11 protein-coding genes and 1 rRNA gene are annotated in these 15,516 nt (G+C 66.7%); 2 read left to right on the forward strand and 10 right to left on the reverse strand.

The genetic code is table 11. From position 1 onward, the window contains the following. Window positions 1-909 precede the first annotated feature (909 nt). The 3 genes from O3656_RS03045 to metG form a co-directional block, all read right to left on the reverse strand. On the reverse strand, window positions 910-2,922 hold the full coding sequence (locus tag O3656_RS03045; RefSeq protein WP_500062578.1) for a sucrose-specific PTS transporter subunit IIBC: 2,013 nt from the start codon (window positions 2,920-2,922) through the stop codon (window positions 910-912). Window positions 2,923-3,133: 211 nt separating this feature from the next. Continuing rightward, the gene (locus O3656_RS03050; protein WP_500062579.1) at window positions 3,134-4,600 is read right to left on the reverse strand and encodes a glycoside hydrolase family 32 protein; all 1,467 of its coding nucleotides are present in this window, start codon (window positions 4,598-4,600) and stop codon (window positions 3,134-3,136) included. 121 nt (window positions 4,601-4,721) lie between these two features. Continuing rightward, window positions 4,722-6,563: a methionine--tRNA ligase gene (metG, locus tag O3656_RS03055; RefSeq protein ID WP_500062580.1), complete on the reverse strand. Its 1,842-nt coding sequence runs from the start codon at window positions 6,561-6,563 to the stop codon at window positions 4,722-4,724. A gap of 131 nt (window positions 6,564-6,694) precedes the next feature. Between metG and O3656_RS03060 the strand changes: the two genes are divergently transcribed. Continuing rightward, entirely contained in the window at window positions 6,695-7,252 is a 558-nt protein-coding gene (locus O3656_RS03060; RefSeq protein ID WP_500062581.1) for an isochorismatase family protein, read from the forward strand. 46 nt (window positions 7,253-7,298) lie between these two features. On the opposite strand, the gene rsmI is transcribed toward O3656_RS03060, so the two are convergent. Genes rsmI through O3656_RS03085 form a run of 5 tightly spaced genes read right to left on the reverse strand, consistent with a single transcriptional unit; the run spans window position 7,299 to window position 11,816 of the window. Beyond that, window positions 7,299-8,216 carry a 16S rRNA (cytidine(1402)-2'-O)-methyltransferase gene (gene rsmI / locus O3656_RS03065; protein WP_500062582.1) on the reverse strand — a complete coding sequence of 306 codons (918 nt, stop codon included), beginning with the start codon at window positions 8,214-8,216 and terminating at the stop codon, window positions 7,299-7,301. 12 nt (window positions 8,217-8,228) lie between these two features. Continuing rightward, on the reverse strand, window positions 8,229-9,086 hold the full coding sequence (locus O3656_RS03070) for a metal ABC transporter permease (RefSeq protein WP_500062583.1): 858 nt from the start codon (window positions 9,084-9,086) through the stop codon (window positions 8,229-8,231). Continuing rightward, window positions 9,083-9,961, reverse strand: coding sequence for a metal ABC transporter permease (locus O3656_RS03075; protein WP_500062584.1), 879 nt, complete (start codon window positions 9,959-9,961; stop codon window positions 9,083-9,085). The genes O3656_RS03070 and O3656_RS03075 overlap by 4 nt, the downstream gene beginning before the upstream one ends. Then, a complete protein-coding gene (locus O3656_RS03080) occupies window positions 9,958-10,674 on the reverse strand; it encodes a metal ABC transporter ATP-binding protein (RefSeq protein ID WP_500062585.1) in 717 nt (238 codons plus the stop codon). The genes O3656_RS03075 and O3656_RS03080 overlap by 4 nt, the downstream gene beginning before the upstream one ends. Further along, window positions 10,674-11,816 (reverse strand): metal ABC transporter substrate-binding protein, encoded by a 1,143-nt coding sequence (locus O3656_RS03085; protein ID WP_500062586.1) that lies wholly within the window; start codon window positions 11,814-11,816, stop codon window positions 10,674-10,676. Before O3656_RS03085 ends, O3656_RS03080 begins: the two co-directional genes overlap by 1 nt. A gap of 151 nt (window positions 11,817-11,967) precedes the next feature. Here O3656_RS03085 and O3656_RS03090 point away from each other — a divergent pair, with 151 nt between their 5' ends. Then, complete coding sequence (locus O3656_RS03090) at window positions 11,968-13,710, forward strand: dolichyl-phosphate-mannose--protein mannosyltransferase (protein WP_500062587.1); 1,743 nt, start codon at window positions 11,968-11,970, stop codon at window positions 13,708-13,710. 174 nt (window positions 13,711-13,884) lie between these two features. Here O3656_RS03090 and O3656_RS03095 read toward each other — a convergent pair whose 3' ends face one another. Both O3656_RS03095 and rrf read right to left on the reverse strand, forming a co-directional pair. Continuing rightward, on the reverse strand, window positions 13,885-14,409 hold the full coding sequence (locus O3656_RS03095; protein WP_500062588.1) for an NADPH-dependent FMN reductase: 525 nt from the start codon (window positions 14,407-14,409) through the stop codon (window positions 13,885-13,887). 862 nt (window positions 14,410-15,271) lie between these two features. Continuing rightward, window positions 15,272-15,388: ribosomal RNA gene (gene rrf, locus O3656_RS03100) — 5S ribosomal RNA — on the reverse strand. Window positions 15,389-15,516: the final 128 nt, after the last annotated feature.

Raw genomic sequence — 15,516 nt, forward strand, 5'->3', positions numbered from 1 at the left:
GTCACGCGGCGCGAGGCTCCCACCAGCCACGATTGTCGCTGTCCCGCGTCATTTTCTTAACCCCCGCGAGCGCCCGCAGCTACGCACGCGGATAGGTTGTCCGCATATGGATAGGTTATCCGCATATGGATAGGTTATTGACATGCGGATAGGTTAATAAGCTATCCGCATCGTCATAACCTATCCGCATGTTCGGCCCTGATGTGCGAGCAGGCCCCCGTCCACAGGTTCAGCCCTTTGCTGCGGGCAGATCGCCTACCCGCGAGCGCACATCAACACACCCGGTACAAAACTCCCCCAACACGCCCCCGCCAGCAGCCCAACCGGTACAAAACTCTCCCAACACGCCCAAAAAGGCCCATTTCAGCCAGTTTTGCACGAGCAGGGAGAACTTTCTACCGCACCCAGCACCACGACCCCCAGCAGGGAGAACTTTGTACCGCGCCCAGTGCCAAACCCGGTACAAAACTCTCCCAGCGCCCCCGTTCTACAGCGGTTCCGCGAAAAAGTTCGCCCAGCACACCCCACACCACAACAGAACCGCGAAAAAGTTCGTCCAGCACACCTAAAAACGGCGTTATTCGCCTCTTTCGCGCCTGCAGGGCGAATTTTTTCGCGCTCACACCCACATCAGGCCGAGCAGGGCGAACTTATTCGCGCAGAGGACTTGACCGGACGCGATGACGGGGCGACTTTGAAACCGCCAACACCTTTGTTCACCGTCGACAGGCCTCGCAGCAGCCACAGACTGTACGGTCGACACCCGCGCCCGAGAACACGAGCTCCCGACAACGAGTGTCACCACAACGAAACGCGCATACGACTCCGCCGGTTCAACAGACGCGTGGGCGGCACCAGCGCACTGCTGATGCCGCCCACGCGTTATGTCGAGACTGACTCCCGGAAGGCTCAGGCCTCCTTGGGGGCCACGTCGAGCAGCGCGTCGCCGCGCTGGATCTGCCCGCTCGCGACCGGGGTGATCGCACCGAGCTTCTTCTTGTTCGTCACGACGACGGGCGTGATGGTCTCGTAGCCGGCCTCGCGGATCACGTCGAGGTCGACCTCGGCGAGCACGTCGCCACGGCGCACGACGTCGCCCTTGGCGACGCGGGGCGTGAAGCCCTTGCCGTCCAGCTTGACGGTGTCCATACCAACGTGAATGAGGACCTGGACGCCGGAAGCGGACTTGAGGCCGTAGGCGTGGCCGGTCGGGAACGCGACGGTCACGGTGCCATCGAAGGGCGCCACGACGAGGCCGTCGGCGGGCTCGATGCCAATGCCGGGGCCAAGCATGCCCTTGGCGAAGGACTCATCCTTGACCTGCTCGAGCGGAATCGCGGTGCCCGCAAGGGGCGAGGAGACCGAGAGGTCGGCCAGCGCCTCGTCGCTGAAAGACGGGGCGGGCGCAGGAGCAGCAGCCGGGGCAGCAGTGGCAACCGCAGCGGCCACGGGATCGGCAGCCTTGGCGGCGGGCGCGCGGCCCTCCATATCAGCCTTGCCGCGCGTCATGGCGTAGGCGAAGGTGATGCCGAAGGACAGGACGAACACGAGGACCTCGAGGGCCAGGTACGCGGGGATCGACTTGGGGATGATCGACACGAAGCCGACGAAGCCGGCGGCACCCAGGGCCTGACCGCGCACGTTCAGCAAGGCGACGCCCGCAGAGCCGATGGCGGACGCGACCATGGCGCAGTAGAAGGGCCAGCGCAGGCGCAGGTTGACGCCGAAGATCGCGGGCTCGGTGATTCCGAAGACTGCGGAGACGCCACCGGCGCCGGCCAGACCCTTGAGCTTGGCGTCACGGGTCTTGAAGAAGACAGCCAGGGCAGCCGCGCCCTGCGCGACGTTCGCCATGGAGGCAATCGGGAAGATGAAGTCGCCGACGCCACCGTTGGAAGGAAGCAGCGGGATTTCAATGGCGGGGAAGGACTGGTGCAGACCGGTGACGACGATGGCACTGTAGAAGAAACCGAAGATGAGTCCGCCGAAGACACCGAGCGTCGTGTACGCCCAGTTGATGCCGTAGGTCAGGTAGTTGGAGAGCTCGCGGGTCACGGGGCCGACGATGACGAAGGCCAGGAAGCCGGTGATCAGCAGGGTGATGAGCGGGGTCAGCAGGAAGTCCGCGGTGCCCTTAAGGACCTTGTGCAGGCTCTTTTCGATGAGACACATGATCCAGGTAACGACCAGGGTGGGGATGACCATCGCCTGGTAGCCGACCTTGGTGACCTCGAGGCCGAAGAGATTCCACACGGAGGACTGGTCCGTGTAGGCCCAGAACTTGGCGGCGGCCGCGGCGTCCGTCATGGAGTAGGCGGACAGCAGCGACGGGGATACCATGGCTGCGCCCATCGCGGCGCCCAGATAGGTGTTGCCGCCGAAGCGCTTCGCAGCGGAGAAGCCGACGAGGACGGGCAGGAACGCGAAGGCCGCGGAGGAGACGAGGTTGATGAGCGCGTCGTAGTCGGTCAGCGCCGGGTACATCTGGATGACGGACCGCTCGCCAAAAAGCCCCTCGGCCGTCAGGACCGAGTGGAGGGCCATGAGGAGACCACCGGCGATCAGGGCCGGGAGGACCGGGACGAAGATGTCGGCGATCATCTTGATGAAGCGCGAGAAGATGTTGCCGCCGGCCTCGGCCTCTTCCTTGGCCTCGTCCTTGGAGACCTCGCGCACGCCGTGGTTGGCCACCATGTTGGCGTACACCTGGTCGACATCGCCGGGTCCGACGATGATCTGGAACATGCCGCCGGCGGCGAATGTGCCCTTCAGATCTTCGTTGTCGTCGAGGGCCTGCTGGTTGATCTTGGATTCGTCCGCGATCACCAGGCGGAGACGGGTTGCGCAGTGTGCTGCTGCGCTGATGTTGGAGGCGCCGCCGACTGCTTCGACGACTTCTCCTGCCACCTTGGCGTGATCCATCGCTGATCACATTCCTTTCTGAAAACCCCACGCGCAACGCCATTGTTACGCCGCGCTGGGCGGTGTGTAGCAATCGATTGACATACTACGGGTGGCAGAGTCCTCTATGCAAGGCGCGTCGGACATCGTCTCAGGTCAGGGGATGAGAGACCGCACACATACGACGAGGCCGTGGCCACTGTGAGCAGCCACGGCCTCGTACGCGGGTCGCTCAGTCGGCGCGCGCGGCGCTCACGTTCGTCACGGAGGCGGCGCCCACGAGCGTCACGCCGGAGCCGTCGCCGTTCAGGAAGCTGCGGGTCGTGAAGACGCGCGAGCCGTCGCCCAGGTAGATCTCGGTGATCGACCGATCATGGAGGATCTCGACGCGGCCGGCCTCCCCCGGCTCCAGGGTGACGATGCGGCGGCCGCCGTGGGGGTAGCGCGTGTCCGTCAGGTCGACGCTCAGGCGTCCGTCTTCCAGAGTGATCGACAGGCCGGAGCCGGAACCGATCTGGACGGACAGGGGCCCGTCGTAGGAGGCGTCGAAGGCGAGGCGCCACGAGCGCGAGCCGGCGAGTTCCGCGATCCGAGCCCCGGCCTCGTCCCCGGGGGTTCCCTCGAGCGTGGCGGGCGCGAGGGGCAGGCCCGGCAGGTACGGGCGGGCGATGACGCGGCCCCCGCGCAGGGTCAGGGCGCGCGGCGCGGTGAAGCAGTGCACCCAGCCGCCGGTCGCGATGGAGGGCTGGTCGTCCTCGCTGGCGTTACCCGCCCAGCCAAAGAGGAGGGTCGGCGCGTCCGGCGGCGTGGAGGCGGATCGCGCCATGATCTGGGGAGCATAGAACTCGGTGCCGCGGTCAAGCTCCTCGAAGGAGCCGTCGGCACCACGCAGCTCGGTCCCGACGAGCTCGCCGACGACGGCGACGCACGAGAAGATGTTCTCGAAGCCCTCGCGATCAGGCGAGATGCCCTGCGGGCAGAAAATCAACACATCGTGAGCTTGGCCGGTCTCCTCGTCCGTCAGGCGCACGAGGTTCGGGCACTCCCACATGTAGCCGAACGCGTCGAAGGTGCCGCCGGCGTCGGGAAAAGTCATCTCCCCCTCGCACTCCCACGCGCGCAGGTCAGTCGAGCGGTAGAGCAGGGCCGCGCCGGTGAGGTTCTCGCGCTGGACGCCCAGCAGCATCCGATACGAGCCATCCGCATCGCGCCAGACCTGCGGGTCGCGGAAGTGGGCGGTATACCCCTCCGGCTGGTGGCCGATGATCGGGGGCACGCGCTTATCGAAGTGAACCATGTCCGTCGTCGTCACGACGCACTGGGTGGCCTCGCGCTCCCCCGTCTCGGGATCCTTGTAGTTGCCGGTGTACCACAGCTCGACGTGGTCACCGACCTCGATCGCCGTACCCGAGTAGGCACCGTTGGCGTCCTGGTGGGTGTCGGGCAGGATCGCGGGGGCATGGTAGTCCCAATGAGTCAGGTCACGCGACGTGGCGTGGCCCCAGTAGACGAGCTTGCGAGGGTGCTCGGGCGTGTACTGGAAGAACGCGTGATACGTCCCGCCGATCTCGATGAGGCCATTCGGGTCGTTCAGGCGGCCCACCGGGGGCGCGACGTGAAAGAGCGGGTAGTCGGGATCTTGCTGGGCGCGCGACGAGGCCTCGGCAGCGAGGGCGGACGCGAGAAAATCTTCGGCCATGACCTCACGGTAACACCCCGGGACAGACGAGCGCGCGGGCGGGACGCATCCGTCCCACCCGCGCGCGCTCACACGTCCGTCACACTCATCAAGAGTGGCGACATATCACGGAAAAACCAGATCAGGCGCCCGTCACGTCGTCGGGGTGAGCGTCCGCGTAGCGGGCAAGCTCCTCCTCGACGATGGATTCATCCAGCTTGACGAACACCGGCGTGGGCTTGGCGATCGGGGTGCCGGGCGTGATCGCGTGACGCTCCCAGGTGGGCACGTTCGTGTAGTCGCCCGTGATGATCGGGTAGCCGTCGCGCCCCTCGAAGTCGGCGGGCAGGACCTGCGGGTCGAGCTCGGCGACCTCTTCGATGCGAGGCATGGGCGCGATCTCGCCCTCGCCGCCCATGACGCGGTCGATGTCGTTGGCAGCGTGGGGCAGGAACGGGGAGAGCATGAGGTTGAGGTCCGTCACCGCCTGGGCGAGGGTCCACAGGACCGTCGCGAGGCGCTCACGCTGCTCGGGGGCCTTGAGCTTGAAGGGCTCGGTGTCGGTCACGTACTTGTTGGCCTCGCCCACCAGGCGCATGGCCTCGGACAGTGCCGCCTTCTGACGGTGGTGGCGGATGAGGTTGCCGACGGTGGCAAAACCGGCCTCGACGGCGTCCAGGAGCGCGCGGTCGATGTCCTCGAGCTCACCCGGGGTGGGGATCTCGCCGAACTTCTTGGCGATCATGGAGGCCGTGCGGTTGACCAGGTTGCCCCAGCCGGCGACGAGCTCGCCGTTGGTGCGGCGCACGAACTCGGCCCAGGTGAAGTCGGAATCCGAGGTCTCGGGGCCGGCCGCGCTGATGAAGTAGCGCAGGGCGTCGGCCTGGTAGCGCGAGAGGAAGTCGCGCACGTAGATGACGATGCCGTGCGAGGAGGAGAACTTCTTGCCCTCCATGGTGAGGAACTCGGAGGACACGACCTCGGTGGGCAGGTTGAGGACGCCCAGGTCGCCGGGAGCTCCACCCTTCGAGCCCTGGCCGTTGTAGCCGAGCAGCTCGGCGGGCCAGATCTGGGAATGGAAGACGATGTTGTCCTTGCCCATGAAGTAGTAGGACAGGGCCTCGGGGTCGTTCCACCACTTGCGCCAGGCCTCGGGGTCGCCGGTGCGGCGCGCCCACTCGATGGAGGCGCTCAGGTAGCCGATGACGGCGTCGAACCACACGTAGAGGCGCTTGGTGGGCTGGTCCTCCCAGCCGGGGACCGGGATACCCCAGTCGATGTCGCGCGTCATCGCGCGGGGGCGGATGTCCTCGAGGAAGTTCTGGGAGAACTTGATGACGTTGGGACGCCAGGTGCCGGACTTTTCGCGCTCGTCGAGCCAGGCGGACAAGGCCTCGGCGAGGGCGGGCAGGTCGAGGAAGTAGTGGACGGACTCCACGAACTTGGGGGTCTCACCGTTGATGCGCGAGTGCGGGTTGATGAGCTCGGTCGGGTCCATCTGGTTGCCGCAGTTGTCGCACTGGTCGCCACGCGCGCCCTCGGCGCCACAGATCGGGCAGGTGCCCTCGATGTAGCGGTCGGGCAGGGTGCGGCCGGTGGACGGGGAGATGGCGGCGCGCGTGACCTGCTCGATCATGTAGCCGTTGTCGCGCACGGTGGCGAACATGTCCTGGACGACGCGGTAGTGGTTACCGGCGGTCGTGCGGGTGAAGAGGTCGTAGGACAGGCCGAGCGCCACGAGGTCCTCGACGATGAGGCGGTTGTTGCGGTCGGCGAGTTCGCGAGCGCTCATGCCTGCGCCGTCGGCGGCCACCAGGATGGGGGTGCCGTGTTCGTCGGTGCCGGAGACCATGAGAACGTCGTGGCCGGCCATTCGCATGTACCGGGAGAAAACGTCGGAGGGGACACCGAATCCCGCAACGTGGCCAATATGACGGGGGCCGTTGGCGTAGGGCCATGCGACGGCGGACAGAATACGACTCATAGCCCCTAACAATACTGCGTAGCGCTCGCAAACGGGGAACCGGCCGCATTGCGAGGATTTGAAACAGCCCTTGGGCGAGTGTGACCGGGGTGATATTCTTGAGGAAATTACTGAATTTTCTGGGAGGTCCCATGCCCCGCGCTCTCATCATTGTCGACGTTCAGCCCACGTTCTGCGAAGGCGGTGCCCTCCCGGTGACGGGCGGTAACGCCGTCGCCGAGGCCGTGGCCGCCTACGTGGACGCGCACCGCGACGAGTACCAGCTGATCGTCACCACGCAGGATTGGCACATCGATCCGGGCGAGCACTTCTCGGAGAACCCAGATTTCGTGGATACGTGGCCCCCGCACGGCGTGGCAGGCACGGACGAGGCCGAGCTCCACCCGGCGCTCGCGAACGTGAACGCGGACGTGACGGTCAAGAAGGGCCAGTACAAGGCCGCCTACTCGGGCTTCGAGGGAACCACCGAGGATGGGAAGACGCTGGAGGAGGCGCTGCGCGACGCCGGCATCACGGACGTGGACGTCGTGGGCCTGGCCGAGTCGCACTGCGTCGCGTGCACGGCCGTGGACGCTGTCCACGCGGGATTCCCGACGCGTGTCCTGCGCGAGCTGACCGCCCCCGTGACCGAGGAACTGGGCGCGGTGGCTCGCGAGTGGATGACGACGGAGGGCGTCTTGCTCGTCTGAGCAAATTCCCTGACGCCGCCCAGGCCTCGTTGCCGTCCTGGCCTCGTCACTTCGCGGCGAGGGCGGCCTTGTAGAGGTCGTTCTTGCGCGCGCCCGTCGCCGCGGCCACCTCGGCTGCGGCGACCTTGAGGCGCATCCCCTCCGCCGCGAGCGCGAGGACGGCGCCGACGTGGTCTTCGGCGCGCGCGCTTCGCGCATATCCGGCGACGACGATCGTCACCTCGCCGAGCACGTCCTCGGCACCCGCCGCGAGCTCCCCGAGCGTTCCACGGCGCACCTCCTCGTAGTCCTTCGTGAGTTCACGGCACAGCGCGGCGGCGCGGTCGGCGCCAAACACCTCGGCCATGCGTGTCAGCGTGGCGGCCGCGCGACGGGGTGACTCGAAGAAGATGAGCGTGTGCGGGTCGGTGGCCAGGCCTTCCAGGTAGCGCGTGGCATCCCCGTCCTTGCGCGGCAGGAACCCCTCGAAGGCGAAGCGGTCGGAGGGCAGGCCGGACAGGGCCAGGGCGACGAGCGGCGCGGAGGGGCCGGGCAGGACGGAGAGGGGGACGCCCGCGTCGATGGCGGCGCGCGCCAGGCGGAAGCCCGGATCGGAGACGGTGGGCATACCCGCGTCGGACACGAAGACGACGCGCGCCCCTCCCCTGGCGGCCTCGACGATGCCCGAGGCCTTGTCGGCCTCGTTGTGGTCGTGCAGGGCGACGAGGCGACCGCCCAGCTTGATACCCAGGCGCGAGGCCAGGGCGAGCGCGCGGCGCGTGTCTTCCGCGGCGATGATGTCTGCGCCCTGCAAGGCTTCGACGACTCGGGGCGACGCGTCGCGCACGTCACCGATGGGGGTCGCGGCCAGCAGGATCGACCCTCCCGGCTGACGGTAGGGGTCGCTTCCGCGCTCGTCGCGCGGATTCGGGGACGAGGCCTGGGCACTCGTCGCGGGTCGGGTCGAGTCGGTCGCGGCTTCCATGCCCGTATCGTCTCACTGCTTGTCCGCGCGCGCACGGCGCGCCCCGTTCGATCCGGCCACCCATTGGGGAATCCGCGAGGCGAGGACGCACGCGGCGCACAGGAGCGCGATGGTTCCGCCCGCGCTCAGGCGCGCGGGGACGGCGATCGCGAGGCCGGAGATCCCCAGGAGCGCGCCCAGCAGCGGGCAGCCGATGAGGAAGGCGCGCGAGCTGCGCACGAGGGGCGCGAGCGCGGCGGCTGGCGCGGCGATGAGCGCGATCGACAGGATCGTGCCGACCGCTGGGATCGCCACGGTGACCGAAGCGAGGATGAGGCCGAGGATGACGAGCTCGTGACGCCCGGCGCGCGAGGCGGCGGCTGGGTTGGCGGGGTCGAAGCAGTGGGCGATCAGCTGGCGCCCACCCAACGTCACGACAAGCAGAGCGACCACGAGCACTCCACCCGCCCAAGCGACGTCGGCGGGCGAAACCGTCATGACGGATCCCGTCAGGAAGGAATTCACCGCGAGGGGCAGTGGCTTGAACCAGGTCGCCAAGAAGTAACCGGAAGCAAAACCCGCGGTCAGAACGATGCCGGCCGCGCCTTGGCTCGAGATGCCGGGGATCGTGGCGAGCCAGCGCATGAGGGCCACGAGCGGGATCGTGCCAAGGAACGCGCCGACGTAGAGAGCCGCCGACATTCCGGAGTGCCCGAAACCGAAGGCGGCGGCGATGACGACGCCGAGGACCGCGCCCGGGAAGGTTCCGTGCGTGACGGATTCGGCGAAGAAGATGCGTCGGTCCAGGTAGGCGAAGGCGCCGACGAGGCCACCCAGAGCCCCGATGATCGTCACGTGCAGTGCGGGGTACAGGAGGAGGCTGGCGATCACGAGGCATCCCCTCCCCCGGCCGCGATCGTTTCACGCGCCGTTTCACGCGCGGGGACCATGGAGTGCGCACGGCGGGCTCGGATTTCACGCAGCGCCAGTGCGGCGACGAAGCAGACGAGGACCCCCATGGCGACGCACGCCTGCGGGGAGAGCGGGCGGGGAGCGCGCAGGAGTGAGACGCCGAAGCCGCCCCATCCGCCGACGAGCGCGCAGGCGCCGGCCAGTAGCACCATTGAGCGCGGGCCCGCGGCGAGCAGTCGACCGAAGGCTCCGGGCACGATGAGGTATCCGACGACGAGGAGGACCCCGACGGCCGTCGACGCGGCGACGACGATCGCGCCGAGCGCCGCGTTGAACGCGATGTCGATCCAGGTGACCGGGACGCCGCTGACCCGCGCGGCCTCACGGTCGAAGGCCACCGCGACCTGCGCGCGCCAGGTGAGCGCAAGGAGGGCGGCCGCGACTACGAGGACGAGGGCGCTCGTTGCCATGCGCGACGGGGTGATATCCAGGAGACGGCCGAACATGAGGGATTCGAGCTGCCCGGACATGTCCCCGATGCGCAGGGAGATGACGATGCCGAGGGAGAAAAAGGCAGTGAGCAGGACCGCGGTCGTCGCCTCAGAGTGGCGCTGTTTGCGAGAAGCCACCGTCAGTGCCGCCGCGATGAGAGCCGCGCACACTGCGCCGCCCGGGATAATCGCTTCACGCCCGCCAACCGCCATGCCGACGACAATGCCGGGAAAGACGCCGTGGACCATCGTTTCGGCGCTGAACTCGGCGCGACGCAGGTTGACCAGCGTCGAGGCCGGTCCCGCCGCGAGCGCGAGCAGGCCCAGGACGATGATTGGGCGCAGCAGGTAGGGGGAGATCATGACAGGGCCGCAATCGCCTCGTCGGCGCTCGCCCCGTAGGCGCGCGCCAAGACCTTGGGCACCAGGACCTCGTCGGTGGGGCCCAGGGCGACGAGGCGGGAGGCGAGCACGCAGGCCTGGGAGCACACGTCGCGCGCGAGGGAGAGGTCGTGCGTGGACACGATGACGCCGACACCGTCCGCGGTCAGCTTGGCGATGAGGCCCGTGATGATGTCGCGGCTGGGAGCGTCCAGGCCGTTGAAGGGTTCGTCCATCATGACCAGCTCGGGGCGCGCAACGAGGGCGCGCGCGACGAGGACGCGCTGGCGCTGCCCGCCGCTGAGCGTCCCGAAACGGTGGGAGGCCCGGTCACTCAGGTTGACGCGCTCGAGGGCGGAGCTCACCCGCGCGCGCATGTCGGCGTTGATGCGCTTTCCCCACCCGGCCTCGGCGATGAGCCCCATGGTGACGACCTCGGCCGCGCTCACGGGAAAGGTGAGGTCCAGGTCGGCGCTCTGCGGCACGAGGCCGATGCGGGCCACGTCCACGTCGACGGTCCCGGAGAGGACCTGGCAGCCGCCGACGATGCCACGCATGAGGGTGGTCTTGCCGCCGCCGTTGGGGCCGACAAGGGCGAGGGCCTGGCCCCCGAACACGTCGAGGGTCAGGCCGGTCAGCGCTGGGGTATGCGCGTACCCCAGCACGGCATCTTGAAAGGAGACGAGCCTGCCCATCACTGGTCCTTCAGGCGCTCGGGCAGGTCCGGGACGGTGCCGCCCCACGCCTGTGTCACGGCGCGCACGTTGTGGATGATCGAGCCGACGTAGGTGGCTCCCTCGGATCCATCGGGTCCCAGCGAGTCGCCGTACATCGCATCCTCGCCCACGATCGGGGTGACGCCGGCCGCGCGGGCGATCGCCTCGATGGACTTGGAGTTGTTGGAGTTTTCGGCGAAAAGCGCGACCGCGCCGGATTCCTTGACGGCCGCGACGGCCTTGGCGATGTGGTCGGCGGTGGCGTCCTGCTGCTCGTTGAAGTCGGACAGGGCGGCGCCGATGAAGCGGATCCCGTAGTCCCGCGAGAAGTAGCCGAAGGCGTCGTGGGAGGTGAAGAGGACGCGCTGTCCTTCCGGCACGGTCTTGATGGCCTCGGCGGTCCACTGATCGAGGGCGTCGATGTCCTCCAGGTACGAGGCCGTGGCCGCGTTGATCGAGGACGCAGCGTCGGGCGCCGCAGCGGCGAGGCCCGCGCCGAGGTTAGCGACCTGGACGCGGGCGCCCTTCGGCGAGGTCCACACGTGCGGGTCGAAGCGGAATTCGGGTTCCTCGCCCGCTTCCTCCGGCGGGAACGGCCACGGGGCGACGTCCACGCGCTCACTTCCGCGATCAATCGTGTAGGCACCCTCGGGATCGGGAGTACCCGGGTTGTCCACGTCTGCGGCCGTCAGGACGCCAGAGGTGACGACCATGCGTCCCTTGAAGCCGGAGGAGACGACAGCGTCGTCGAGGAAGTGCTCGAGGTCCACGCCCGAGACCGCCATGACGTCGGCCTGCGCAAGCGCCGATGTCTGCGCCGGGGTCATCTCATGCTCGTGCGCGGAAGCGTTGGGGGCGAGCAGGCAGGTCAGGCTCATGGTGAGGGCAGCGCCGTCCTTCTGCGCGCCGACGTGGCTGCTCTTTCCGGCGGCGTCGGTCTTGTCGAGGGAAATATCGGCGGACCGCGCCGCGATCTGAGTGACGTAGTCGCAGATCTGGGTGGTCGTGGCGACCACGCTAAGGCCGTGGGCCGAGGAGGAGGGCGCGCACGCAGCCAGCGAGGCGGTCACCAGGGCCAGCCCAGCGGCGGCTGCTACGCCGCGCGTCGTCGAAGAAAACATTATTGCTCCTGCGTAATTTTCGGGTACACGAAATTATAGCCACAAGCGAGAACAATTCTCAAGAGGCTTTCGCCGCACATCCTCCCCGGGCGCGAGAGCGAATGTGCACCGCAGTTTTTGTGCCGCGAGGAGGCCGCTAGACTCGGATGCGATGGATACAGCGAACGCACACAACGACATGATCGACGAGGCTGCGCAGCCCCTCGAGCAGGGAACGACGGACGGTGCCTCAGTTGAGAAACAGCACCCAGAGGCCCCTGACGCCGACTCGACGACCACGCCCACTTCCGGCAGCCCCCTTCCCCCATACCATCCGCGATGGTCGGATCGCCTGACCACCCCGGCGGCCGGATGGGTCGCCACCGCGATCGCGACGATCCTCGCGGCCGCCATTAGGCTCCCCGGCCTCGATAATGTCCGAACGCTCATCTTCGACGAGACCTACTACGTGAAGGACGCCTGGTCCCTTCTCACGCTCGGGTACGAGGGCACGTGGGCCAAGGACGTCGACGCGGCATTCGCCACCGGCGACGTCTCCGGCCTATCCACGGTGGGTGGCTACCCGGTGCACCCGCCCACAGGGAAGTGGCTGATCGCGCTGGGCATGAAGATTTTCGGCCAGTCAGACCCCGTCGGTTGGCGCATCGCTGCGGCCATCTGCGGCATCATCACCGTCTTCCTGCTATGCCGACTCGCCCAGAACCTCTTCCACTCACCGGCGCTCACTCTTCTGGCCGGCCTCTTCCTGGCGACCGACGGCATGGCGATCGTCATGAGCCGCACATCCATCCTCGACGGCTTCCTCACGATGTTCGCCCTGGCCGCGTTCCTGTGCGTCGTCAAGGACCAGGAGACGTCCCGGCCGCGACTATTGGCCAAGCTACGCGAATGGGACGGCCTGGGCGCGCCGAGGCAGGGGTGGCCAAGCCTGCGCGCCTACCTCACCCGCCAGGACCGACGCCCCTTCGCGATCGGCCCGAATGCGGGCAACCGCCCATGGCTGCTCGCCACAGGAGTCCTGGCAGGCCTCGCCTCCTCCGTGAAGTGGTCGGGCATCTACGCCCTCGCCTTCCTCGGCCTATTCGTCGCACTCCGGGAAGTCACCTGCCGCTGGCGCGCCGGTCACCCCTCCCCCATCCGCGGTGCCCTCCTCGCCGATATCTGGTGGGCATTCATCCTCATGGTCCCCACAGCGATCCTGACATACATCGCCTCGTGGTTCGGGTGGTTTGCTCACCCCGCCGCGCACGGGCATGGTCGATCAGGAATCCCCGGCTTTGCGGGCTCGCTCGCAGACCTGTGGCTCTACCACAAGGAAATGTGGACATTCCATAACGGGCTGAGCACCCCGCACACCTACCAGTCCAACCCCTACACGTGGCTCGCGCAGTACCGTGCGACCTCCTTCCACTGGGCGAACGGACCGGAAGTCACGGGATGCGCATCGGAGAAGTGCGCGACCGACGTCGTTGCGCTCGGCAATCCGCTCCTGTGGTGGATCGGGATCGGCGCGCTCATCATCGTCCTCTGGGCAACGGTCCGTTACCGCAACTGGCGCACCGGCGTTATCACGCTGGGCTACATCGCCCTGTACGTTCCCTGGCTCGCCTACGCACACCGCACGATCTTCACGTTCTACACCGTAGCCTTCGCGCCTTTCGTGGCACTCGCCGTCGCCTGGCTCATCGCCGTACTGGCGGGGTGGGTCACCGCCGACGGCCAGCCCCTCGCTGCCCCACTCCCCCGCCGCACCGAGCTAACCGGCTGGGTGCTCGCGGCGCTCCTAACAATCACGATCCTCGCGTGCGCGGCATACTTTATGCCCCTCTGGCGCGCGGACATCATGGACTACAGCTTCTGGCGCGCACACATGTGGCTCCCCTCGTGGATCTAGTGACGCGCCAGTGACGCCGTCAAGAAAAAGGGTGGGGCCCGGCTTGGTAGCCGGGCCCCACCCTTTCATCCTGAACGCCCCCATCTCGGCTGCGCATTCAACCACTCACGCCAGAGCGCGACGCCAGCAGGCCGTCACCGTGACAAGCCGTGAGAAGCCGTTCAGCGAACCTTCTCAGGCGAGCGATACGAGGAGCTCGCGGATCTGAGCGTTCAGATCGTCGGAGGGCCGGAAAACGCCGTCCTGGAAGTCAGAACCGAGGTTGATGCCAACCTGCTGGTCGCGAACGTCAGCGCCAAAGGTCGACAGGATCTCGCGCAGATGCTCGAGGGGCTTGACAGCGCCGTACCACGAGTAACCGACGAGTCCAACAGCCTTCTCCTTCAGCGTGGCCGGGGGCAGGTAGTCGATAGCGTTCTTGAGAACCGCGGACACCGAATGGTTGTACTCAGGGGTCACGAAAAGAACGGCGTCGTTCGCCGCGATGTTCGTGCGCAGACGAACAGCCTCGGGCAGCACGGGGGCCTGCATCGACGGGGGCATCTCCTCCGCGAAAAGCGGCAGCTGGTAGTCACGCAGATCCAAGAAGACGGTGGAGACGCCGTCGGCCTGACGCGCCTGCTCCTCAATCCAACGAACGACCTGCTCACCGGCGCGGCCGGGACGCACGGAGCCAAGAACGATAGCAACGGAAGCCATCTCGTTTCCTTTCCGAATATTATTGAAACATCAACTAGTCTAGATCACTGCAAAGTTCGACTCAAGAACAATAGCTATCGTTTAGGACACAAGTCCCATGAAACATAACGGACCCTCACAACCTTCCCAATAAGGACGATCTACTACGTCGGCGCGGTGCTGAGCCTTTGTAGCAGCACGGCGCTGTACCCTTACCGGGCTATACCATTGCGGCGCAACGTCAACGCACCGCACGGGTAAGGTGACGAGAGCTAAGTCAGCCGATCAGACACGGGAGCACCATGCGGGAGACTCCCAGCAGCAGGCGCAAACAGTCAGCTGACCAGGCCTGGGAGCACGAGGCGGGACACTACTAGTACAAGGCGCCGACACACATCCGGATAGCCTACGAACATCCGGATAGGTTATGAACATCCGGATAGGTTATGAACATCCGGATAGGTTAATAACCTATCCGGATGCGCCGTTCCTATCCGCATGCCCCGTTCCTATCCGCATGCCCCGTTCCTATCCGCATGCCCCGTTCCTATCCAGATGCAATGCCAGGCGTTGTCTTACGCCCGGCTCACGCTACCTCCCGAACGAAAGGACCGCTGGCGTCGCCGCTACTCACGCCCCCTACGGGCCGCCGTTCGGATTGGTAGCGGGATCCGGATAGGTTGATGAACTATCCGCGCGCCTTTATGCCTGCGTGGGGTCGTATGCTCAGCGACGGGTCGGTGTTGCGGCTGGTGGTGGTTGCCGCTCGGTGATCATTCCTGTGTTGTGCGTAGGGGTGTTTGTGTCCCTGTTATCGTCCCTCGGGGGCGTGTACGACGAAGCGGCCAGAAACCCTGGGGTTTCTGGCCGCTTCTAAGGTGTGTTGTGGCGGTGTCCTACTCTCCCACAACCTGGCGGTTGCAGTACCATTGGCGCTGCCGGGCTTAGCTTCCAGGTTCGGAATGTTGCTGGGCGTTTCCCCGGTGCTATGACCACCACAAGACTGGGTGTTCAACACGTTTCCCCACCCTGCTTGTGTGGGGTGTGGGTTGATCGTGGTTTGTATAGTGGTTGCGGCACTGTGTTCATTGTTTCTTGGTTCGCCCAACCCGGTTTGTTGGTTGGGTG

This window comes from Pauljensenia sp. 27098_8_83 (assembly GCF_041432695.1).
Classification (GTDB): domain Bacteria; phylum Actinomycetota; class Actinomycetes; order Actinomycetales; family Actinomycetaceae; genus Pauljensenia.